General features: G+C 72.9%; 23 protein-coding genes. 12 read left to right on the top strand and 11 right to left on the bottom strand.

The genetic code is table 11. The annotated features are described in order from the left end of the window. Positions 1–136: 136 nt before the first annotated feature. Positions 137–889: a CbiX/SirB N-terminal domain-containing protein gene (locus AB0B64_RS57720; RefSeq protein WP_357951660.1), complete on the bottom strand. Its 753-nt coding sequence runs from the start codon at positions 887–889 to the stop codon at positions 137–139. A 227-nt stretch (positions 890–1116) separates the two neighbouring features. Further along, entirely contained in the window at positions 1117–2289 is a 1173-nt protein-coding gene (locus tag AB0B64_RS57715) for a uroporphyrinogen-III synthase (RefSeq protein WP_357951658.1), read from the bottom strand. Positions 2290–2542: 253 nt separating this feature from the next. On the opposite strand from AB0B64_RS57715, the gene def reads away from it, so the two are divergent. After that, complete coding sequence (gene def, locus AB0B64_RS57710; protein ID WP_357951656.1) at positions 2543–3025, top strand: peptide deformylase; 483 nt, start codon at positions 2543–2545, stop codon at positions 3023–3025. Here the strand turns inward: def and AB0B64_RS57705 are convergent. The 3 genes from AB0B64_RS57705 to AB0B64_RS57695 are packed head-to-tail and all read right to left on the bottom strand — an operon-like array spanning position 2964 to position 4795. Further along, positions 2964–3242: a WhiB family transcriptional regulator gene (locus tag AB0B64_RS57705; protein WP_357952182.1), complete on the bottom strand. Its 279-nt coding sequence runs from the start codon at positions 3240–3242 to the stop codon at positions 2964–2966. The two genes, def and AB0B64_RS57705, sit on opposite strands and share 62 nt — an antisense overlap. A 33-nt stretch (positions 3243–3275) precedes the next feature. After that, complete coding sequence (locus tag AB0B64_RS57700; RefSeq protein ID WP_358204734.1) at positions 3276–4193, bottom strand: glycosyltransferase; 918 nt, start codon at positions 4191–4193, stop codon at positions 3276–3278. After that, entirely contained in the window at positions 4190–4795 is a 606-nt protein-coding gene (locus AB0B64_RS57695; RefSeq protein ID WP_357951652.1) for an HAD family hydrolase, read from the bottom strand. Before AB0B64_RS57695 ends, AB0B64_RS57700 begins: the two co-directional genes overlap by 4 nt. A gap of 173 nt (positions 4796–4968) precedes the next feature. Between AB0B64_RS57695 and AB0B64_RS57690 the strand changes: the two genes are divergently transcribed. Genes AB0B64_RS57690 through AB0B64_RS57650 form a run of 9 tightly spaced genes read left to right on the top strand, consistent with a single transcriptional unit; the run spans position 4969 to position 14504 of the window. Beyond that, positions 4969–6600, top strand: coding sequence for a carbamoyltransferase C-terminal domain-containing protein (locus AB0B64_RS57690; protein WP_358204727.1), 1632 nt, complete (start codon positions 4969–4971; stop codon positions 6598–6600). Further along, a complete protein-coding gene (locus tag AB0B64_RS57685; protein ID WP_358204720.1) occupies positions 6597–7664 on the top strand; it encodes a glycosyltransferase in 1068 nt (355 codons plus the stop codon). The genes AB0B64_RS57690 and AB0B64_RS57685 overlap by 4 nt, the downstream gene beginning before the upstream one ends. Further along, positions 7661–8899 (top strand): glycosyltransferase family 9 protein, encoded by a 1239-nt coding sequence (locus AB0B64_RS57680; RefSeq protein WP_358204715.1) that lies wholly within the window; start codon positions 7661–7663, stop codon positions 8897–8899. The genes AB0B64_RS57685 and AB0B64_RS57680 overlap by 4 nt, the downstream gene beginning before the upstream one ends. Then, positions 8877–10076, top strand: a complete 1200-nt coding sequence (locus tag AB0B64_RS57675; protein ID WP_358204710.1) for a glycosyltransferase — start codon at positions 8877–8879, stop codon at positions 10074–10076. Before AB0B64_RS57680 ends, AB0B64_RS57675 begins: the two co-directional genes overlap by 23 nt. 25 nt (positions 10077–10101) lie before the next feature. After that, a complete protein-coding gene (locus AB0B64_RS57670; RefSeq protein ID WP_357951642.1) occupies positions 10102–10650 on the top strand; it encodes an SIS domain-containing protein in 549 nt (182 codons plus the stop codon). Continuing rightward, complete coding sequence (locus AB0B64_RS57665) at positions 10647–12011, top strand: PfkB family carbohydrate kinase (protein ID WP_357951640.1); 1365 nt, start codon at positions 10647–10649, stop codon at positions 12009–12011. Before AB0B64_RS57670 ends, AB0B64_RS57665 begins: the two co-directional genes overlap by 4 nt. Continuing rightward, positions 12008–12682, top strand: a complete 675-nt coding sequence (locus tag AB0B64_RS57660) for an SDR family oxidoreductase (RefSeq protein ID WP_358204701.1) — start codon at positions 12008–12010, stop codon at positions 12680–12682. The genes AB0B64_RS57665 and AB0B64_RS57660 overlap by 4 nt, the downstream gene beginning before the upstream one ends. Continuing rightward, positions 12673–13545: a glycosyltransferase family 9 protein gene (locus AB0B64_RS57655; RefSeq protein ID WP_358204697.1), complete on the top strand. Its 873-nt coding sequence runs from the start codon at positions 12673–12675 to the stop codon at positions 13543–13545. The genes AB0B64_RS57660 and AB0B64_RS57655 overlap by 10 nt, the downstream gene beginning before the upstream one ends. Further along, positions 13542–14504 carry a UDP-glucuronic acid decarboxylase family protein gene (locus AB0B64_RS57650; RefSeq protein ID WP_357951634.1) on the top strand — a complete coding sequence of 321 codons (963 nt, stop codon included), beginning with the start codon at positions 13542–13544 and terminating at the stop codon, positions 14502–14504. The genes AB0B64_RS57655 and AB0B64_RS57650 overlap by 4 nt, the downstream gene beginning before the upstream one ends. 4 nt (positions 14505–14508) lie before the next feature. Here AB0B64_RS57650 and mshC read toward each other — a convergent pair whose 3' ends face one another. The 5 genes from mshC to AB0B64_RS57625 form a co-directional block, all read right to left on the bottom strand. Continuing rightward, entirely contained in the window at positions 14509–15732 is a 1224-nt protein-coding gene (gene mshC, locus AB0B64_RS57645) for a cysteine--1-D-myo-inosityl 2-amino-2-deoxy-alpha-D-glucopyranoside ligase (protein WP_357951632.1), read from the bottom strand. Continuing rightward, positions 15729–16394 (bottom strand): NRDE family protein, encoded by a 666-nt coding sequence (locus tag AB0B64_RS57640; RefSeq protein ID WP_357951630.1) that lies wholly within the window; start codon positions 16392–16394, stop codon positions 15729–15731. The genes mshC and AB0B64_RS57640 overlap by 4 nt, the downstream gene beginning before the upstream one ends. Positions 16395–16457: 63 nt before the next feature. Continuing rightward, entirely contained in the window at positions 16458–17225 is a 768-nt protein-coding gene (locus AB0B64_RS57635; RefSeq protein ID WP_357951628.1) for an SCO1664 family protein, read from the bottom strand. After that, a complete protein-coding gene (locus tag AB0B64_RS57630) occupies positions 17222–17770 on the bottom strand; it encodes a DUF3090 domain-containing protein (RefSeq protein WP_219528509.1) in 549 nt (182 codons plus the stop codon). Before AB0B64_RS57630 ends, AB0B64_RS57635 begins: the two co-directional genes overlap by 4 nt. Positions 17771–17779: 9 nt before the next feature. Beyond that, on the bottom strand, positions 17780–18466 hold the full coding sequence (locus AB0B64_RS57625; RefSeq protein ID WP_358204684.1) for an MSMEG_4193 family putative phosphomutase: 687 nt from the start codon (positions 18464–18466) through the stop codon (positions 17780–17782). 64 nt (positions 18467–18530) lie between these two features. Here AB0B64_RS57625 and AB0B64_RS57620 point away from each other — a divergent pair, with 64 nt between their 5' ends. Both AB0B64_RS57620 and AB0B64_RS57615 read left to right on the top strand, forming a co-directional pair. Then, positions 18531–19478, top strand: coding sequence for an aldo/keto reductase (locus AB0B64_RS57620; protein ID WP_358204678.1), 948 nt, complete (start codon positions 18531–18533; stop codon positions 19476–19478). 127 nt (positions 19479–19605) lie between these two features. Next, on the top strand, positions 19606–20457 hold the full coding sequence (locus tag AB0B64_RS57615) for a hypothetical protein (RefSeq protein WP_358204672.1): 852 nt from the start codon (positions 19606–19608) through the stop codon (positions 20455–20457). A 49-nt stretch (positions 20458–20506) separates the two neighbouring features. Here AB0B64_RS57615 and AB0B64_RS57610 read toward each other — a convergent pair whose 3' ends face one another. Next, entirely contained in the window at positions 20507–20821 is a 315-nt protein-coding gene (locus AB0B64_RS57610; protein ID WP_358204666.1) for a hypothetical protein, read from the bottom strand. Positions 20822–20914 lie beyond the last annotated feature (93 nt).

Raw genomic sequence — 20914 nt, 5'->3', positions numbered from 1 at the left:
ACGTCCCTCGGGATCGCGAGCGCCGGGACCGCGGGCGTCGCGGCCGTGAGCGCTGCGGCCGTGAGTGCGCGGCCGTGGGTGTCCCGGGCCCTGAAGTGTCATGGCCGGGGACGCCGTCGGCGGCGGGTGAGCCGAACTAAGCGGTCTGTACGGCGCTCCAGGTGTTCGGTACGGCCGCCCGGGTCGTCGTCTGGTCGAAGCGGTGCCAGATCAGCTCCACCACGGCCGGGTCGGCTCCCAGCGGATCACTGACCAGGTCCGCGCCCGCCTCCGCCAGGCGGCCGTGGAAGAAGCCGGGCGCCAGCAGGTACGAGGCGACCGCCAGGCGCGACGCCGGACCCGATCGGAGGCGTTCCACGGCCTCGCCTGGCAACGGACCCGACCTGAGACGTTCCACAGCCTCGCCGAGTGACGGGCTGCCCGCCGAGGTGAACGCGGCCGTTACCGGGCGGCCCAGCCGTACCGCCAGCAGGTGGGCGGCGGCACGGACGTCGGCGAGCCCGGCCGGGTCCGAGGAGCCCGCCGCGCCCAGGATGACCGTGTCGGCGGGGCCCAGTCCCGCGCGGGCCAGCTTGCGGGCGAGCGCGGTGGTGAGCAGCCGGTGCGGGCCGAGCGGCGGCGCGACGAGCGCGTCAGGGCGGTGCTCGGCGACGACGTTCGGCAGGTCGATGTGCACGTGGTAGCCGCCGGCGAGCAGCAGCGGCACCACGACCACAGGCCCGGGGACGGCGGGCAGCACGTCGGCCAGCAGGGGCGAGCTGATCTCCAGGTAGCTCAACTCCACGCGCTGCCGGGGCCGCGCCCGCCTGACCGCCGCCGCCAGGTCGGCCAGAGACCGCTCCCCCGCCGCACTCCGCGTCCCATGCGCGGCCAGAACCAACGTGGGCACGGCCGAACCGACCCGCACAGAAGCAGCCGACACCGACGCGCTCGAACCGACCCGCACCGACACGACCGGCACCGAAGCGCTCGAACCAGCCCCCGCAGCCTCAACCGACGCCAAAGCGCTCGAAGAGGCCTCTGCCGACGCGACCGGCACCAACGCGCTCGAACCGACCTGTGCGGCCGCGCCCGGAATCGGCGCGCCAGAAGCGGGAGTGGCCCGCAGCGACGACGTCACAGGGACGCCGTCTCGTGGCTGCAGGCGAGCCGGTAACCACGCTTGACCACCGTCTCGACGATCCCGGCGGGCCCCAGGGCGCGCCGCAGCCGCGTGATCGCCATCTCGACCGCGTGCTCCGCCGAGTCGCGCGACAGGCTGCCCGGCAGCACGGTACGCAGGTCGGTGCGGGAGACCACATTGCCGGGCTTGTCGGCCAGGCGCTTGAGCACGGCCATCGGCGCGGGCGGCAGCGGCCTGAGCTCGCCGTCGACGACCACCGCGTGCCCGCGGATCTCCAGCCGGTGCCCGCCCGCCACGAGCCGGGTGACGCCGTGTTCGGGCAGGTGCCTGGCCAGTGCCCTGGCCAGGGCGCCGAGGCGGGACCTTTCGGGCTGCAGGGTAGGTACGCCACGCGTGACCAGCGGCCCGGCGGTGACCGGCCCGACGCAGGCCGCCACGACGCGGTCGCCGAACGCCGCCAGCAACTGTTCCTCCAGCCCCTCGGCGCGGGCGGCGCCGAGCATGGCGTGTACGGCGGGCGCGCTGGTGAAGGCCACGGCGTCCACGGCGCCGGAGAGCGTCTGGGTGATGAGGCGGCGCAGCGGCGATGGGTCGCGGTACGGCAGCCACCGGTAGACCGGGATCTCGATCACCTCGGCCCCGGCCTCCCGCAGCACCTCGACGAACTCCGTCAGCGGCTCGCCGTGCTGCTGCACCGCGATGCGGCGGCCGTGCAGATCCTGGGCCAGGAGGTACTGCTTGACCTCCTCGCAGGACTCGGTGGCGGGGGTCCAGTGGTCGTTCAGCCCGGCGGCGCGCACCGCTCCCCTGGCTTTGGGGCCGCGGGTGAGCAGGCGGGCCTTGGTCAGGTGGTCGGCCAGGTCGGCCGACAGGCCCCAACCCTCGGCCGCCGCCATCCAGCCGCGGAAGCCGACGCCGGTGGTGATCACCACGTCGTCCACCGGGCCGGCCAGGCTGAGCCGGGTGGCGGCCAGCAGGTCGGAGTCCTCGGAGAGCGGCACCAGCCTGATGGCGGGCGCGCTCACCACCCGTGCGCCGCGCCGTTCGAGCAGCGCGCCGAACTCTTCGCGCCGCCGGGTGGCGGTCACGCCGACGGTGAAGCCGGACAGCGCGTCCGGCGCCGTCTCCAGCTCACGCGCCGGGTCGTCGAGGGGAAGCGCGTTCACGCGGACACCCCCCGTGGTGGTGGGCTTGGCCGGGCCCCGAGCGCCCGGCCAAACATCACAGGTCCATGAGCCGGAAGTGAGATCACAGATGAGATAGTGCTTTCGGGCGGTTTCGCCGCTGGGTCTCCTTTGTTACCGCTGTGCTACAACCCAGAACCGTTACCGCGGTGCTACAACCCAGAACCCTGGCGGTTGATCCCGAAGGCGCGTGGGAAGCACCACCGCAGACCACGCGGCCTATCGGGGAGTTGCGGTGACAGTCCGCCCTATTCGCATGTTCAGCGATCCGGTGCTCCGCTCGGTGGCGGCGCCGGTTCACGACTTCGACCGCGAACTCCGGGGGCTGGTGAAGTCCCTGACCGCGACGATGCGCGCGGGAGCCGGCCGCGCCGGGCTGGCCGCGCCCCAGATCGGAGTGCCGCTACGCGTGATCGTCTATTCCTACGACGGCAAGTCGGGATGCCTGGTCAATCCACGGCTGGAGCTGTCGGAGCGGCGTGTCACGGCTGACGAGGCGTGCCTGTCGGCGCCGGGCCTGTGGTGGCCGCTGGAACGTTCGTACATGGTGACGGCTCGGGGCCGCGACGCCTTCGGCAAGGGCGTGACCGTGCGGGCGCTGGGTGTGCTGGCCAGAGTGCTGCAGCACGAGGTCGACCACCTCGACGGCGTGCTGTTCAGCGACCACCTCGAGGACGGCGAGCGCCAACGCTTTCTCGCCGAGGTGATGTCAGGATGATCTCCCGTCGTTGCGACGGGTCGGTGCCGCCCCAGACGCCGTAGGCCTGTCCGGTGCTGAGCGCGTAGTCGAGACAGGGCTCACGTACCGGGCAGTCGCGGCAGATGACTTTCGCGCGCTCCGCTTCGGCGTGGCCCAGCCCCTCGGGCGAGATCGGGAAGAACAATTCCGGGTCTTCGACCAGGCAGGCGGCCTTATGCGACCAATCTATTGGCATCATGCCAAATGGCCCTACCCATCACTTTTCCGGTCATACATCCTCAAGAAGGCGATCCCAATCGGCCAGGAACCTGGGCAGCCCGTAACGGGCCAGCGCGGCGGCGCGGGCCGCCTTGCCGGTCTGAGCGGCGAGCTTCGGGTCCTCGACGAAGCCTCTGAGCGCCTCGGCCAGGACGTCCACCCGGGTCGAGAGCACGCCCGCGTCGAGCGGCACCGCCTCGACGGCCTCGGTGACGGCCAGCGCGACGACCGGCAGGCCGAGCGTCATCGCCTCGATGAGGGCCAGCCCGAGAGAGGTCCACCGGTAGGGATGCAGGTAGACGCGCCGCCTGGCCAGCTCGGCGTGCATCCGCGCCTGCGGCAGGTCGTAGGCCCCGTACGGCAGGCCGTCCACCCCCATGCCGAACAGGTCGAGCGGCACCTCGGCGGCGAAGCGGGGCAGCAGGTCGGTCCCCGCCACCCGGGTGCGCCGGACCGGCTCGTTCACCACCACGCCGGCCCTGGGCAGCTCCCCGGTGTAGAGGTGGCCGGGGTCGGGGATGCCGTGCTCGATAACCCGGGTGGGCGCCCTGCCGCTGTCCCAGAACAGCTCGTTGAAGTGGGTGACGTGCACCAGCGTGAGGTCGGCGCGGCCGGCGAGCGGATGGCGGGTGCGCGGCACGTCGCCCGCGGGCGTGTTGTGCTCCACGTAGACGCCCGGCACGTCGCGGCCGAGCCACTCGCGGGCCAGCTCGGGCTCGTGCGGGCGCTGGTAGACGGCGACGTCGATGTGCTCCTCGCGCAGCCGGTCCCAGGCCACCTCGCGGGCGCGCTCCGGCCAGTCGAAGGTCCTCGCCCGTCCCCGGCCGTCCGGTCCCCGGCCGGGGACGAGCGGAAGCACGTAGTCGTGCTCGCCGCGTACGAAGGAGCTGGTCCACGAGCCGTGCACATGCCAGTGCAGGATCCTCACCAACGGCTCCAGCCCACCAGCGGCGACCAGACCGCGGCGCCCGCGCTCACGCGGGCCGCCTCGCCGGCCTGGGCGACGGCGCTCAGCACGCGATCCGCCACGTCGGACAGGTCCTCGGCCACCTCGGCGGCCTGCTGGATCTCCTCCCTGCGGGTCTCGCCGGTCGGCACCAGGATGCCCCTGGCACCCGCCGCCTTGGCCGCCTCCATGTCCCTGCCGATGTCGCCCACCACGACGCAGTCGCGCGGGCTGACGTCGAGGACGGCCGCCGCCCTGATCACCAGGCCCGGCGCGGGCTTGCGGCAGGTGCAGCCGTCGGAGTCGTCGTGCACGCAGATGGCCCACGCGTCGAACGGGCCGAGGAGCTCCTCGACCCTGGCGTTCACCTGATCCATCTCATCCGGCGAGAGCAACCCCTTGGCCACGCCCGACTGGTTGGTGACGACCGCCACCGGCACGTCGGCCCGGCGCAGCCGCACCAACGCCTCCAGCGCGCCCGGCATCGGCTCGACCCTGGCGGGGTCGCCGTTGTAGGGGACGTCCTTGATCAGGGTCCCGTCCCGGTCGAAGAGCACCGCTCCGGGACGTCGTTGTTCGAACAACTTTCACCTCCGTCGCGCTGTCAGCCAGCTACCCGAGGGCCCTCTCACCAAACAACTACTCAGCGTGACCAACCGCAGGACCGTCAGCCCGTTTTCGCACTACAGAGGGGTTGGCCAGGTTTGAGAGCCGCTTCTCTCGGTAGCCACTCTCTACGTCCCGGGGGAGGAACGTAATGAGATTTCTCGGCATCAACGCGATATTTCATGATCCGGCCGCCGCCCTGGTCGCCGACGGGCGGATCGTCGCCGCCGCGGAGGAGGAACGGTTCAGCCGCCGCAAGCACGGCAAGCGCCCGCTGCCCTTCTCGGCGTGGGAGCTGCCGGAGCAGGCGGCCGCCTGGTGCCTGCGCGAGGCGGGTCTCCATCCCGAGGATCTGGACGCGGTCGCCTATTCCTACGACCCGTCGCTGGTCCGCCAGCGCCCCGACGGCGACTGGGAGGACCTGCGCACCAGGTACGCCGTGCGGGTGCCGAACTTCCTGGCCACCGCCCTGCCCGGCCTCGACCCCGCCCAGGTGCGCTACGTCCCCCACCACGTGGCGCACGCCGCCTCGGCCGGGCTCGCCTCGCCCTACCGGGACTGCGCGGTGCTGGTCTGTGACGGGCGCGGCGAGAACGTCTCGCACCTGGCCGGCCGCTACCGCGACGGCGAGCTGGAGGTGCTGGCCGCGCAGGAGTTGCCGCACTCTCTGGGGCTGATGTACGAGGACGTCACCGAGCACCTGGGCTTCCTGCGCTCCTGCGACGAGTACAAGGTGATGGCCCTGGCCTCCTACGGCCGGCCGCGCCACCTGGAGTCGCTGCGCGAGTTCGTCCGGACGACCGGCGACGGCGGCTTCCGTACCGACCCCGTCGACTGGAACACCTACGCCAAGGCCCTGCCTCGGGGCGCCCCGTGGACCGCCGACCACGCCGACCTGGCCGCCAGCGTGCAGGCGCGGCTGGAGGAGGTGCTGCTGGAGCTGATCGGCTGGCTGCACGAGCGCACCGGCGAGCGGCGGCTGGCCCTGGCCGGCGGCGTCGCGCTGAACTGCGTGGCCAACTCCCGGCTGCTGGCCGAGGGGCCGTTCGAGGAGATGTGGGTCCAGCCGGCCGCCGGGGACTCCGGCACCGCGCTGGGCGGCGCGCTGCACCTGGCGCGGGCGTACGGGGAGCCGGCCGCGCCCATGCCCGGGGCCGACCTGGGGCGCGGCTTCACCGACGAGGAGCTCGGCGCCTGGCTGGAGGTGGCGCGGGTGCCGTACTCGCGGCCCGCCGACCTGGCCGCCGCGGTCGCCGCCGAGCTGGCCGCCGACCGGATCGTCGCCTGGTTCCAGGGCCGCTCGGAGTACGGCCCGCGGGCGCTGGGCCGCCGCTCGCTGCTCGCCCATCCCGGGTTCCCGAACAACACCGAGCGGCTGAACGACGTGAAGGGCAGGGAGCAGTTCCGGCCGATCGCGCCCATGGTGCTCGACTCGCGGGCCGCGGAGATCTTCGGGCGGGGGCCGGTGCCCTCGCCGTACATGCTGTTCGTGCACGACGTCCATCCGGACTGGCGGGAGCGCATACCGGCGGTCGTGCACGTGGACGGGACCGCGCGCATCCAGACGGTCTCGCCCGCGGCGGATCCGCTGCTGGCCAGGATGCTGACCTGTTTCGAGTCCCGTACGGGCCTGCCGGTGGTGGTCAACACCAGCCTGAACACGGCGGGACGGCCCATGGTGGACGATCCGCGTGACGCGCTGGAATGCTTCGGGTCCTCGCCGGTCGAGGTGCTGGCCCTGGGGCCGTACCTGGTGCGGCGCGGGCAGGTGTTCGCCTCGTGATCACCGTGGTGGTCCCCACGATAGGGCGGCCCAGCCTGGGCGCCACGCTGGCGGCCGTGGGCACCCGGCTGCCGGTCATCGTGGTGGACGACCGTCCAGCGAGCCGGGCGGGCCCGCTCGAGGTGCCCGAGCGCGTACGGGTCGTGCGGTCGTGGGGCCGGGGGCCCGCGGCGGCGCGCAACGCAGGGTGGCGGGCGGCGGACACGCCGTGGGTCGCCTTCCTCGACGACGACGTGGTCCCGCGGCCGGGCTGGGCCGAGGCCGTGTGGGCGGACCTCGCGGAGCTGACCGATGACGTGGCGGGCAGCCAGGGCCGCGTCGAGGTGCCGCTGCCGCCCGGCCGCCGGCCGACGGACGCCGAGCGGAACACCGCCGGGCTGTCCGCCGCGGAGTGGATCACCGCCGACATGGCCTACCGCAGGAGCGCCCTGGAGGCGACCGGCGGGTTCGACGAACGCTTCCCCCGCGCCTACCGGGAGGACGCCGACCTCGCGCTGCGCATGCTCAGCGCGGGGCACCGGCTGGTCAGGGGCGAGCGGGTGACGGTCCACCCGGTACGCGACGACGGGTTCTGGTCGAGCGTGCGGTTCCAGCGCGGCAACGCCGACGACGCGCTCATGCGGCGGCTGCACGGGCCGTCGTGGCGGGCGGCGCTGGGCGGCGCGCCGGGCCGGCTGCGCCGCCACGCCCTCACCACCGGCCTCGGCTGCACCGCGGCCACCCTGACGGCGGCCACCCTGACGGCGGCCTGGGCGGCCCGTAACAGGGACCAGGCCGGGCGAAAACGGCGCCTAAGCGTGCCCCCCGTGCGGGGGCGGCGCCTGACCGTACCGACCATGCGGGGGCGGCGCCTGACCGTGCCGGCCGGGCCGGGGCCCTTGGCCGTGATCGCGGCTCTGGCCGCCGCCGGGTGGGCCGTGCTGAGCGCCGAGTTCGCCTGGGCGCGGATCGCGCCGGGGCCGCGGACCCCCGCGGAGGTCCTGCGGATGGCCGTCACCAGCGTGGCGATACCGCCGACCGCCTGCGCGCACCGGCTGCGAGGGGAATGGAGGGTCCGGCGATGAATGTACCGGGCGCCCTAACGACGTCGGCCACGGCGACCGAGCCGACCGCGCGCCAGGAGCCGACCGTGAACCGGGAGCCGACCACGAACCAGGAGCCGACCGCGTGCCAGGAGCCGACCACGAACCGGAAGCCGTCCAACAACCGGGAGCCGTCCACGCGCCGACAGCCTCCAGGAGGCGGGCCGGACCGGGGCCGGGTGCTCGTGGCCCGGCTGGACGACGCGGGCGACGTGCTGCTCGCCGGCCCCGCCGTACGCGCCGTACGGGCGGGCGCGCGCGAGGTGGTGCTGCTGGCCGGGCCGCGCGGCAGGGCCGCCGCCGAGTTGCTGCCCGGCGTCGACCAGGTGATCGAGTGGCGGGCGCCGTGGATCGACCACGACCCGCCGCCGGTGGACATGGACCGGGTCAATGAGCTGGTCCAGCAGGTCACAGGGGTGGACGAGGCGCTGATCCTGACCTCGTTCCACCAGTCGGCGCTGCCGCTCGCCCTGCTGCTGCGGCTGGCCGGCGTACGGCGGATCTCGGCGATCAGCGAGGACTACCCGGGCTCGCTCCTGGACGTCCGTCACGTGGTGGACGAGAGCCGCGACGTGCCCGAGGCGGAGCGGATGCTCGCGCTCGCGCGGGCGGCCGGGTTCGAATTGCCGCCCGATGATCAGGGAAAACTCGCTGTCCGGCGCCCCCTTCCGGATATCGGGCACGTTATCGGGAACCTTGTAGATACCGGCACAGGCGCCGGCGAAGGCGCGTACGTAGTGGTGCACCCGGGGACGTCAGCTCCCGCCAGGACCTGGCCTGCCGAACGGCATCGGCAGGCGGTCCGGGAGCTGGCCGAAGACGGGCACCGGGTCGTCGTGACAGGCAAGGAGCGCGAGCTCACCGCCTATGTCGCCCACGATGTTGCGGTCGACCTCGGCGGAAGAACGACGCTTTCACAGCTGGCAGCCCTCATTGAGCGGGCCGGCGTGCTCGTGGCGGGAAACACCGGCCCCGCGCACCTGGCAGCCGCGGTCGGTACGCCTGTCGTGAGCTTGTTCGCCCCGGTCGTCCCCTCTGCCCGGTGGGCCCCCTACGGAGTGCCCACGGTGCTCCTCGGCGATCAGCGAGCCCTCTGCCGGGACACCAGGGCACGCGAGTGCCCGATCCCCGGGCACCCATGTCTGTCACAGGTGACAAGCGAGCAGGTGGTCAAGGCAGTGAGGGAGCTGACCAGTGAATGTCGATCTGATCTCTGAACACGCGGACCCCCTGGCCGCGATCGGCAGCGTCGACTCAGGTGGCCAGAACGTCTACGTCGCCGCGCTGGCCGTCGCGCTGGGAGAGCGCGGGCACACGGTCGTCGTCCACACCCGCCGCTCCGATCCGGCCCAGCCGGACTCGGCGCCCCTGGCGCCCGGCGTCACGGTCGAGTACGTCACGGCCGGGCCCGCGGTTCCGATCCCGAAGGACGATCTCCCGCTGTACATGCCGGAGTTCACCGACCGCCTCGCCGACCGCTGGGCCGTGCGCCGGCCCGACGTCGCGCACGCGCACTTCTGGATGAGCGGGCAGGCGGCCCTGCAGGCCACCGAGGACGTGCCGGTGGTGCAGACCTTCCACGCGCTGGGCACGGTCAAGCGGCGCTGGCAGGGCCGCGCGGACACCAGCCCCGCACACCGCCTGGCGACCGAGCGCGAGATCGGCGCCCACGCCGACAGAGTGATCGCCACCTGCGGCGACGAGGTGAACGAGCTGCGCGCGATGGGCGTGCCCGAGCAGCGCGTCGCGGTCGTGCCGTGCGGCGTCGACCTGACCGAGTTCTGCCCCCGCGGCCCGGTCGCGCCGCGCCTGGCGGTGGGCGCCCGGCGTCCGATGGTGCTCAGCATCGGCCGCCAGGTGCCGCGCAAGGGCGTCGACACCGTGATCCAGGCCATGCGCGGGCTCCCCGGGGCCGACCTGGTGATCGCCGGCGGTCAGCGGGACGGCGAGGAGGCGGCGCGGCTGCGCGAGCTGGCGGCCGGATACGGCGTCGGCGACCGGGTGCACGTGATCGGCAGCGTCCCCCGCGAGCGGGTCCCCGCGCTCATGCGCTCGGCGGACGTGGTGGTCTGCGTGCCCTGGTACGAGCCGTTCGGCATGGTGGCGGTCGAGGCGATGGCGTGCGGCGTGCCGGTCGTCGCCTCCGCGGTCGGCGGCCACCTCGACACGGTCGCGGGCTGCGGCGTGCTGGTGCCGCCCCGCCGCCCGCGCGCGCTGGCCAGGGCCCTGCGCGACGTGCTCGCCGACGAGGACCGGCGCCGGGCGCTGGGCGCGGCCGGGGCACGCCGCGCCCAGGAGAGGTACGGCTGGGCCCGCGTCGCGCAGCAGACCGAGGCCGTGTACACGCAGGTGATCGACGGCAAGGTAGGCCGCCTCGCCGCTCTTGGGGGCTGAACGAGCTGAACTATGGGGGCTGAACATGGACACGCATCTGGAGAAACTCTGGTGGGCCCTGTCGAGGGTCGACGACCACGCGGCCACGGTCCGCGCGTGGGGCGGCAAGCTCGCGGGGGTGCTGGGCGCCGGAGGCAGGCTGCTGGCCTGCGGCAACGGCGGCTCGGCGGCCGAGGCGCAGCACCTCACGGCCGAGCTGGTCGGCCGGTTCCGGGCCGACAGGCCGCCGTACTCGGCGATAGCGCTGCACGCCGACACCTCGTCGATGACGGCGATCGCCAACGACTTCGGCGCCGAGGAGGTGTACGCCCGGCAGGTACGCGCGCACGGCCGTCCCGGAGACGTCCTGGTGTGCCTGTCCACCAGCGGCGGCAGCGGCAACGTGCTGGCCGCGGCACTGGCCGCGCAGGAGCGGGGGGTGATCGCGTGGGCGATGACGGGGCCGGCCCCGAACCCGCTGGCCGCCCTGTGCGACGAGGCCGTCGCCGTGCCCGCCGAGGAGGTGTGCACCGTACAGGAGGTGCATCTCGCCATGATCCACCTCCTGTGCGACGCGGTCGAGGAGGCCCTATGAGGGGACCCCTGGTCGTCGTCGGCGACACTCTGCTCGACCTGGACATCGAGGGCGAGACCGAACGGCTCTGCCCCGACGCGCCCGTCCCCGTGCTGGACGTCGCCGCCGAGCGCGCCCGCCCGGGAGGCGCGGGGCTGGCCGCGCTGCTGGCCGCCCGCGACGGCGCCGAGGTCGTGCTGATCACCGCCATAGGCGACGACCCGCCGGGCCGCCGCCTGTGCGGGCTGCTGTCGGCGGAGGTCGATCTCGTACGCCTCCCGCTGCGCGGCGGCACGGTGCGCAAGACCCGGGTGCGGGCCAGGGACCAGACGCTGCTCAGGATGGACACGGGCAACGGCCGGGCCGGGTACGCCCCCGGCTCCCAGACGGCCGAGGCCCTCGGCCGCGCCGCCGTGGTGCTGGTCTCCGACTACGGACGGGGCGTCGCCGGGGTGGCGCGCGGGCTGCTGCGCGCGGCCGAGGCGCCGATCGTGTGGGACCCGCATCCCAGGGGCGAGGAGCCGGTGCCCGGCTGCGCGCTGCTGACGCCCAGCGAGCCGGAGGCCAGGCAGCTCTGCTCGCACCCGTACCACGGGCCGGACCAGGCGGCCCGCCACCTGCTGCGCGACCTGCGCGCCCAGGCGGTGGCCGTCACGCTTGGTCCCCGGGGCGCCGCCCTGGCGCTGCGGGGCGGCGGCCCGGCCAGGCGGGTGCCCGCGCCGGTCCTCGCCTCCGTCCGGGACGTGTGCGGGGCCGGCGACCGCTTCGCCGGCGCCGCGGCTCTCGCGCTGGGCGGCGGCGCGGCCGCCCAGCAGGCGGTCACGACCGGCGTGGCCGCGGCCTCGCGCTTCATCGAACGCGGCGGTGCCGCCTCCGTCGGCGGCGCCGAGCGCGGGCCCGGCGCCCGCCTGGCCGAGCAGCGGCTCGGCGACCGGCCGCGCACCGCGCTGGAGGTGGCCGAGCTGACCCACGCCAACGGCGGGCGGCTGATCGCCACCGGCGGCTGTTTCGACCTGCTGCACGCGGGGCACGTGAGCCTGCTGCGGCGGGCCAGGGCGCTCGGCGACGCGCTCGTCGTCTGCGTCAACTCCGACGAGTCGGTGCGCAGGCTGAAGGGCCCCACCAGGCCCGTCGTGGACGCGCGCGACCGCGTCGAGGTGCTCAGGGCGCTCGGCTGCGTGGACGCGGTGCTGGTGTTCGAGGAGGACACACCCGCCGCCGTCATCGAGCGGCTCCGCCCCGACGTGTGGGTGAAGGGCGGCGACTACGAGGGCGACGTGCTGCCCGAGTCCGCCGTGCTGCGGCGGCTCGGCGCCGAGACCGTCGTGCTCAGCACCTTGCCGGGACGGTCGACGACCAACCTCATCAGGGAGATCCGATGAACATATTGATCACTGGAGGTGCCTCCGGGCTCGGCCTGGCGACGGCCGAGGCGGTGCGCAAGGAGGGCTGGCGGCCGCTGGTCGTGGACGTGCGGGAGCCCGAGCAGGACGTCGAGCACGCGATCGCCGACCTGGCCGACCGGGCGCGAGCCGAGCGGGCCGTCACGGAGCTGGCCGAGCGGGCCGGCGGTCTCGACGCCGTGGTCACCGCCGCCGGGATCGACGCCTGCGGGCGGCTGGCCGAGGTCCCCGCCGACGACTGGGACCGGGTGATCATGGTCAATCTGCTGGGCACGGCCTCGGTCGTACGGGCGGCGCTGCCCTACCTGACGCGCTCCCGCGGCAAGGTCGTCACCTGCGCCTCGACGCTCGGGCTGCGCCCGCTGAGCGACGCGTCCGCCTATTGCGCCTCGAAGTTCGGCGTCGTCGGGTTCACCCGCGGCCTGGCCGTCGAGCTGCGCGGGCAGGTGGGGGTGACGCTGCTGATACCCGGCGGCATGCGGACCGGCTTCTTCGACGGCCGTCCCGAACAGTACCGGCCGGGGCCCGAGGCGGGCCTGAACAACCCCGCCGACGTCGCCCAGACCATCGTCTTCGCCCTCACCCAGCCCGCCGGATGCGAGGTGAGAGAGCTCGTCGTCTGCCCTTCCACGGAGACGTCATGGCCCTAGAACTCCTCGCGCTGCGCGGGCTGGGCCTGGGGGACCTGCTCACGGCCGTACCCGCGCTGCGCGCCCTGCGCCAGGGCTTCCCCGAGCACCGGATCACGCTGGCCGCGCCCGCCGGGCTCGGCCCCCTGCTGCCCCTGACCGGGGCCGTGGACGCGCAGATCGACGTGTCGGGCCCCGGTCCGGTCGCGTTCGACCGGCCGGACATCGCGGTCAACCTGCACGGCCGGGGCCCGCAGAGCGTCGGGGCGCTGCGGCGTACCGATCCGGGACGGCTGATCAGCCACGGCACCGGGCCGCCGTGGCGCGACGGCGTGCACGAGGTGCGGCGCTGGTGCGACCTGCTGCGGTGGTACGGCATCGAGGCCGATCCGGCGGATCTGACGCTCGGCCTCTCCGACCGGACGGGACCCGTGATCGTGCACCCGGGGGCCGCCTACCCGGCGCGGCGCTGGCCGCCCGAGCGGTTCGCGCGCGTCGCCGCCGCCCTGGGCGACGTGGTCGTCACGGGGAACGCGGCCGAGGTGCCGCTGGCCCGCGAGGTGGCCGAGCTGGCGGGGCTGCCGCCGGAGCGGATGCTGGCCGGGCGTACCGACCTGGCGGGGCTGATCGAGCTGGTCGGCAGGGCCCGGCTGGTGGTCTGCGGCGACACGGGCGTCGCCCATCTGGCGACGGCGTTCTGCGTGCCGTCGGTGGTGCTGTTCGGGCCGGTCTCGCCCGCGCTGTGGGGCCCGCCGCCGGGGTGGCGGCACGTGGCGCTGTGGGCGGGCCGCAACGGCGACCCGCACGGCGCGGCGCCCGACCCGGGTCTGCTGAGGATCGAAGTCTCCGAAGTCGTCGACGCCGCCTTGGAGGTCACGTCATGAGGGCATTGGTCACCGGCGGCGCCGGGTTCCTGGGCTCCTACCTCTGCGAGCGGCTGCTGGACGAAGGGGCGCAGGTGGTCTGCATGGACAGTTTCCTCACCGGCGGGCCGCGCAACGTCGAGCACCTGATCGACCGGCCGGCCTTCCGGATCATCGAGTGCGACCTGACCGGGTATGTGCACGTACCCGATCGGCTCGACCTCGTCCTGCACTTCGCTTCCGCGGCCTCGCCCGCCGACTACCTGCGCTATCCGATCGAGACGCTGCGGGTGGGCAGCGTCGGCACCCTCCACGCGCTGGGGCTGGCCCGTGAGAAGGGCGCCCGGTTCGTGCTGGCCTCCACCAGCGAGGTGTACGGCGATCCGCTCGAACATCCGCAGCGGGAGACGTACTGGGGCAACGTCAACCCCGTCGGGCCACGCAGCGTCTACGACGAGGCCAAGCGCTTCGCCGAGTCGCTGACCACCGCCTACCGCCACTCACGCGGCACCGACACCGGCATCGTGCGCATCTTCAACACCTACGGCCCGCGCATGCGGCCGTTCGACGGCCGGGCGATACCGACGTTCATCAGGCAGGCGCTGCTCGGCGAGCCGATCACGATCACCGGGGACGGCACGCAGACCCGCTCCATCTGCTACGTCGACGACACGGTGGCGGGCATCCTGGCCATGGCCGGCAGCGACTTCGCCGGGCCGGTCAACATCGGCAATCCGGATGAGCTGACCATGATAGAACTGGCCGCGCTGATCAAGGAGCTGACCGGGTCGTCGTCGCCGATCGAGTTCATCGACCGACCGGCGGACGATCCCCGGGTGCGCCGCCCCGACACGTCGCTGGCGGCGGAACGGCTGGGCTGGCGGGCCGTGGTCCCGGCGGCGGAGGGGCTGCGCCGGACGATCGACTGGCTCGCGGCGGAGCTGTCCGCCGACGAGCCGCTGGCCCGGCTGAGCACCTGAACGACTAGAGTGCGACGCCCAGCAGGGCGTCGATCAGGTCGCGGGCCAGGGCCGCCGCCGCCGGGTCCGAGCCGCCCTCGGACAGGGCTCGCTCGACCCATGCGTCGACGGCGGCCAGCGCGCCCGGGGTGTCGAGGTCGTCGGCGAGCCGTTCGCGCACCTCGGCCAGCAACCGGCCCGCCTCTGGCGCGGTGGCGAGCCCGGCCGCCGAGCGCCACTTGGCGAGGCGGGCCTCGGCCGCGGCGAGCTGGGCCGGGACGTACTCCCAGTCCTCGCGGTAGTGGTGGGCGAGCAGCACGAGCCGGATCGCCATCGGGTCGTGCCGGCCCCGCAGCTTGGAGACGAAGACCAGGTTGCCCTTGGACTTCGACATCTTCTCGCCGTCGAGCGCCACCATCCCGGCGTGGGTGTAGAACTTGGCGAACGGCCACTCCCCGGTGGCCGCGTGCCCCTCGGAGGCGCCGCACTCGTGGTGGGGGAAGATCAGGTCGCTGCCGCCGCCCGCGACGTCGTAGCCGGCGCCCAGGTTGTCGAGGGCGATCGCGGTGCACTCGATGTGCCAGCCGGGCCGGCCGCGGCCGAGTGCCGACTCCCATGACGGCTCGCCGGGCCGCTCGGCCCGCCACAGCAGCCAGTCGAGCGGGTGGCGCTTGCCGGGCCGGTCGGGGTCGCCGCCGCGCTCGCCGAACAGCTCCACCATGAGCTCCTCGCTGTAGCCGGACACCTGCCCGAACTTGGGCGCGTCCGCCACGCTGAAGTAGACGTCGCCGTCGAGGTCGTACGTGACGCCCTTGGCCGCCAGCTTGGCGATGAGCTCGGCCACCCGGCCGACGACCTCGGTCACGCCGACGTACTCGCGCGGCGGCACGATGCGCAGCGCCTCCATGTCGGTGCGGAACAGCTCGATCTCCCGTTCGGCCAGGTCCTGCCAGCTGACCCCGGTCTGCTCGGCCCGCTCCAGGAGCGGGTCGTCGACGTCGGTGGCGTTCTGGGTGTAGTGGACCTCGTGGCCCATGTCGCGCCACACCCTGCCGACCATGTCGAAGGCCAGGTAGGTGTTGGCGTGGCCCAGGTGGGTGGCGTCGTAGGGGGTGATGCCGCAGACGTACATGCGGGCGGTCTGACCCGGGTCGCTCTGCCGGACCTGCCCGGCCGCCGTGTCGTAGAGCCGCAGTGGGACGCTCTCACCGGGAAGCGCGGGAATGGCGGGGGCAGACCACGATCTCATGCCTTTGAGCCTATCCGTCCAGAATCAGCGGTCAGGTCCGTGAACTCGTACGTCACGCCCTCCGCCGCCAGTGTGACCAGGGTCACCGACAGCGAGGCGAAGACGCGGCCGTCGGGCAGCTCGTGCCGGATGATCAGGGCCGCCGGGTCGGAGGAGGGGGCGGCGGCGATGAGCTCGCGCCAGTCCGCGGCGCTCTCGAAGCGCGGCCGGAAGGCGGCCACCCGTTCGTCTTCCGGGTTGAGACCGGTGTTGACGATCATGCTGGTGCCGTCGGGGACCTCGGAGGCGCTGAGCCGTTCCCCGTCCCAGCTGAACAGCCGCACCCGCGTCAGGTCGGCGAGCAGCAGGTGAAAGGGGTCGTAGAAGGTCAGGTCGACATCGGGCAGGTCATTGGCCGCGACGGCGAGGAGCGGCAGGTCGCCGCGGGAGATCTTGGTGGCCTCGGCCGCGGGCCGTCCGTGCCCGTTGAGGAGGGCGGCGGCGCGGCGCCGGGCGGGGTCGACGGCCAGCCAGGTGCCGCCCGCCTTGAGGTCGCGCCCGCCCACCACGCCGCGGTGTTCGGGCCAGTGCTCTCCCGGCCCTTCCCAGGGCCGGTCGGCGAACTCGTCTCGCACGCCCATCAGCGTCAGCGGCTGACCCGTCTTCACGATCACCGTGCACATAGGGCAAAGCGTAGTAAACGGTTTTCCATGAGCGGCCGGGGGATGGCCAGTTGACGCGTCGGTCTACATGGGCGGCCACGGGATGGCCGGCCACTCGCGGGAGGGGTAGGGGTGCAGGCCGGTCTCCAGCAGCCGCCTGATCCGGTTCCAGGTCGCCTCGACCTCGGCGAGCGTGAGCAACTCGCGCAGCCTGCGGCCGAGCTGACCCGACTCGATGTCGCGCTCCAGCTTGGTCAGCGTGGTCACGGCGTCGCGGGCCAGCGGCTTGCCCCGCCACTGCCAGAGCACGGTACGTAGTTTGTCCTCGGCGGAGAAGCAGACGCCGTGGTCGACCCCGTAGACGTGGCCGGTGGGCAGCGGCAGCAGGTGGCCGCCCTTGCGGTCGGCGTTGTTGACCACCGCGTCGAACACCGCCATCCGCCGCACCACCGGGTTGCGGCTGCGTACGAGGCGCATGAGGTCGACCTCACGCTCGGTGTCGATCCACAGCTGGCACATGCCTGGACCGAACGGGCCCTCCCGGAGGACGGTCGGCGGCACGATCTGCCAGCCGGTCGCCTGGGAGACCTCGAACGCCGCGACCTCGCGGGCGGCCAGTGTGCCGTCGGGGAAGTCCCAGAGCGGGCGCTCGCCGCGTACGGGTTTGTAGACGCAGGCGGCGGTGCGCTCACCGAGCGTGATCGAGCAGTAGAGCGTCATGTTGGTCGCCTCGACGAGGCGGCCCGCCACTTCCAGGCGGCCGTCGCGCAGCAGCTTGAGCGCCTCCTCGTCCTCCATGGGCGACGGGTGCGACGGCGGCCTCGTAGCCGGTTCGCTCTCCGGAGCGCTCATGATGTCGCCTCACCCCCGCGATAGCCGTTGAGGCGGACGCAGACGTGTCCCTCGGGGTCGAGTGGCTGCCCGCAAAGGGGACAGGCCGGTCGGCCCGCAGCGACGAGCTGGAGCGCCCGCTGGGTGAACGCACGGGCGACCCCGGCGCTGATCCGCACCCGCAGCATGGCGGGCTCGGGTGCTTCGACGGCTTCCTCGTCGATGATCTCCTGCGCTTCGATCACCACCTGTGAAGTATCGGGATCCCAGGCCAGTGCCATGGTGCCGACCCTGAAGTCCTCCGTGACAGGCACCTCTAGGGGCTTGTCGTCCGTCAGGTCGGCGGGCGCCATGGCGGGCACGTGCGCGGTGCCCCCGCTGCGGCGCAGCACCTCGTCGAGCAGCTCGTCCAGCCTGCCCGCGAGCGCCGCCACCTGCAGCTTCTCCAGCGCTACCGTGGTCAGTCTGCCCTCGGCTCTGGCCTGCAGAAAGAAGGCTCGCGCGCCCGGTTGCCCCAAGGCACCGGCCACGAACCTCTCTGGTGGGTCGTAGTCGAAGACCGGCATAGCCTGACCTTACGTGGTTCCGGGTCCACCGCCGACGGCGGCATCGCTCCCGGAGAGTTTTTCTCCCCCGTCTTTCTCCTCCGAATCCTCGGGAAGCTGCAATTCCCCCATATCGTTAAGCCTGAGAACAAAGGGGCGCAAGGGGGCATAGCGAATGACGGTGAGAGCTCCGGGATCTGCAGTTATCCGCTGAAAGTGATCCAGGTGGAGCCCCAGCGCGTCGGCGACGATGGCCTTGATCACGTCTCCGTGACTGCACGCCAGGTAGACTCCCTTCTCCCCCAGGCGTTGATTCCACTCCCGTACGGCGGCCACGGCCCTGTGTTGCATTTCCGTCAAGGCCTCCCCTTCCGGAAATGTCACCGCGCTGGGGTGCGCCTGCACCACCTGCCACAACGGCTCCTTCGCCAGTTCCTTGAGTGGCCGCCCCGTCCACGCTCCGTAACCGCACTCCACGAACCGCTCATCGGTCTGTACGGCCATGCCGCGCCCCTCGGCGACGGCCTGGGCCGTCTCCTGGCAGCGTTCGAGCGGGCTGGAGACGATGGCGTCGAGCCGGACGCCCGCGATGCGCCCGGCCAGCGCCGCGGCCTGCGCCCGGCCCGCCTCGCTCAGATGCACTCCGGGAGTGCGGCCGGCCAGCACCGGCCCGGTGAGTGCGGTGAGCCCGTGGCGGGCGAGAAGGAGGGTGGTCACCGACCAAGTGTCGCAGGCGTGGATCACGGCGTTTGACGCACCCGGGCGGTAACCTGGCGGGATCATGGAGCAGCGCTATGTCGGCCGGAGCGGCCTGTCGGTGTCCCGCCTGGGGCTCGGCACGATGACCTGGGGGCGTGACACCAGCGCCGACGACGCGGCGGCGCAGCTGCGCACCTTCATGAGCGCGGGCGGCACCCTGGTCGACACGGCCGACGTCTACACGGGCGGCGACGCCGAGCGGCTGCTCGGCCGGCTGCTGCGCGACTCGGTGCCGCGCTCGGAGCTGGTGATCTCGACCAAGGCGGTGGTGACGCCGTCGGGCCGCCGGCCGCGTGACGCCTCCAGGCGCCATCTGATCGCCGCGGTCGACGACTCACTCAACCGCCTGGGCCTCGACTACATCGATCTCTGGCAGCTGCACACCTACGACGCCGAGGTGCCGCTGGAGGAGACGATGGCGGCGCTCGACGCGATCGTCTCCTCGGGCCGGGCCGTCTACGCCGGCGTCTGCGACTACGCCGGCTGGCAGCTGGCCGCCGCCGCGGTCATGCAGCGGGCGATCCCGGGCCGCATCCCGATCACCTCCGCCCAGGCCGAATACTCCCTGCTGGCCCGCGAGCCGGAGCGCGAGCTGCTGCCCGCCGCCGAGCACGTGGGCGCGGGCGTGATGGCCTGGTCGCCGCTCGGCAGGGGGGTTCTGACGGGGAAGTACCGAACGGGCATCCCGGCCGATTCGCGGGCCGCTACGCCACATTTCGCCGATTTTGTCCGCCCGTATCTCGACGAACGCAGCCGTCGTGTGGTCGAATCCGTGATGACCGCGGCCGACGGGCTCGGGGTCTCGCCGCTGGCGGTGGCGCTCTCATGGGTTCGCGACCAGCCGGGCGTGGCCTCCGCTATCGTCGGTGCCCGTACGCACGCTCAGCTCGCCGGCGCACTGACCGCCGAGGACGTGGTGTTGCCGCGAGAGATACGTGAGGCCCTGGATGACGTGTCGTCGCTCGACTGAGAGCGAACGAGAGTCATGCTCGCGTGTCACGCGTCGATACCGAATCGCAACTTTAGCCGGAAAACGCCTGCGACACACCGTCGATGTCCATAAAGATTTCCCCCGTAAGCGACGCAGGAGGGGACGGATGGGCAGCAGGACCGCGATCTCGGCTGGAGCTCTCGCGCTGGCGCTGGCCGCGATCCCGGTCGTCTCCTCGCCCGCGCTGGCCGAGGCGGTCGACTGCAAACGCGGCGACGGGCTGCTGTCCGGGGTGACGAACGGCCTGTGCGACGTCGTGGAGGCGGTCACCGGCACGGTCGACAGCCTCACGGGCGACAAGCTCAAACCCGTGACGAAGAAGGTCGGCGGCACTGCCGATGATCTTCTCGGCACGGTGGGCGACGCGGTCCCGACGACGATCCCCACCAGGTCGGGGCAGCCCCAGCCGACTCCCTCGGACCAGGAGCTGCTGCCCAACACCCTCAGCGAGGTCTGCCTCCCCGTGCTGGCCTGCGAGCATCAGGACGCCCAGCAGCGCAACAAGGACCCCGAACACGTCCTGGAGACCCCGTCCCCCGAGGACTCCGCCAAGCCCACTCCGACGGCGAAGCCGAACAAGCGGGAGAAGAAGGACTCGACGACGACGTCCCTCCCGACGGACGGCCCGACACCGCCCGAGACCGATCCCCGCGAGCCGGACACGACCGCGAGCCCGATCAAGATCCAGACGGCTGACACCGACGAGCCGCGTATCGACCTCCTGTGGCCCAACCCCTTCGCCCAGGACCTCACGGCTCCCCTGCGCGACCAGCCGATCATCCGCCCGTCGAAGCCCGCCTCGGACGTCCTGGGCACCGCCTTGACGATCGCCTTGCTGACCTCGGCGATCCTGGCGACCCGCATCGTCCAGCAGCGCCGCCAGCGCACGGAGCAGCCGGACTCGATCCCCTTCGAGCCGGCCAGAGCGAACAACGGCCGCCGCCACCGCCTGGCTTAGTGGCCTTGCCTGGAAGTCTCTCGGGGGTTGACTTTCGGATCTGGTGTGGTCAGTCCGTGAGGGGGGTCACGTAGAGGTCGCAGGCCAGGTCGAGGGCTTCCTGTGGGGTGCCGATGAACCAGGGGGTGGGTTGGTACTTGCCGTTGCTGGGGGTATGGATCGCCAGTCCCCAGTAGTGAGCCGAGCCGCTGTAGCGCAGCCGCATCAACGGCAGCCGGGCGCTGTCGGCCAGTTCACCTTCGACGTAGGCGAACTGGCCGTGATAGCGGACATCCACTCTGCTCAGCTGCGGCCAGTTCTCCTTGGCATGCAGCCACAGCCGCTGCGCCAGGGACGTCTTGGTGGAGGCGGGGATCGTCGGCACGAGGGCTATCCTGCCCGCTCGGCGTGTCAGATCACCACAAGCTGATCATGATCGGGCAAGGTCGGCGGGTCACCATGTGGATCTCTCGCAGAA

Origin of the sequence: Nonomuraea sp. NPDC049129, assembly GCF_040648495.1 — a bacterium.
GTDB lineage: Bacteria > Actinomycetota > Actinomycetes > Streptosporangiales > Streptosporangiaceae > Nonomuraea.
Note: the sequence above shows the minus strand (reverse complement) of the source record. Positions and strands in the feature narration are given on the sequence as shown.

Coding starts and splice junctions, on each gene's coding strand:
- AB0B64_RS57705 (WP_357952182.1), bottom strand. CDS start 3,242: ATGCCAATAGATTGGTCGCATAAGGCCGCCTGCCTGGTCGAAGACCCG.
- AB0B64_RS57690 (WP_358204727.1), top strand. CDS start 4,969: ATGAGATTTCTCGGCATCAACGCGATATTTCATGATCCGGCCGCCGCC.
- AB0B64_RS57680 (WP_358204715.1), top strand. CDS start 7,661: ATGAATGTACCGGGCGCCCTAACGACGTCGGCCACGGCGACCGAGCCG.
- AB0B64_RS57670 (WP_357951642.1), top strand. CDS start 10,102: ATGGACACGCATCTGGAGAAACTCTGGTGGGCCCTGTCGAGGGTCGAC.
- AB0B64_RS57665 (WP_357951640.1), top strand. CDS start 10,647: ATGAGGGGACCCCTGGTCGTCGTCGGCGACACTCTGCTCGACCTGGAC.
- AB0B64_RS57660 (WP_358204701.1), top strand. CDS start 12,008: ATGAACATATTGATCACTGGAGGTGCCTCCGGGCTCGGCCTGGCGACG.
- AB0B64_RS57655 (WP_358204697.1), top strand. CDS start 12,673: ATGGCCCTAGAACTCCTCGCGCTGCGCGGGCTGGGCCTGGGGGACCTG.
- AB0B64_RS57650 (WP_357951634.1), top strand. CDS start 13,542: ATGAGGGCATTGGTCACCGGCGGCGCCGGGTTCCTGGGCTCCTACCTC.
- mshC (WP_357951632.1), bottom strand. CDS start 15,732: ATGAGATCGTGGTCTGCCCCCGCCATTCCCGCGCTTCCCGGTGAGAGC.
- AB0B64_RS57640 (WP_357951630.1), bottom strand. CDS start 16,394: ATGTGCACGGTGATCGTGAAGACGGGTCAGCCGCTGACGCTGATGGGC.
- AB0B64_RS57635 (WP_357951628.1), bottom strand. CDS start 17,225: ATGAGCGCTCCGGAGAGCGAACCGGCTACGAGGCCGCCGTCGCACCCG.
- AB0B64_RS57630 (WP_219528509.1), bottom strand. CDS start 17,770: ATGCCGGTCTTCGACTACGACCCACCAGAGAGGTTCGTGGCCGGTGCC.
- AB0B64_RS57620 (WP_358204678.1), top strand. CDS start 18,531: ATGGAGCAGCGCTATGTCGGCCGGAGCGGCCTGTCGGTGTCCCGCCTG.
- AB0B64_RS57615 (WP_358204672.1), top strand. CDS start 19,606: ATGGGCAGCAGGACCGCGATCTCGGCTGGAGCTCTCGCGCTGGCGCTG.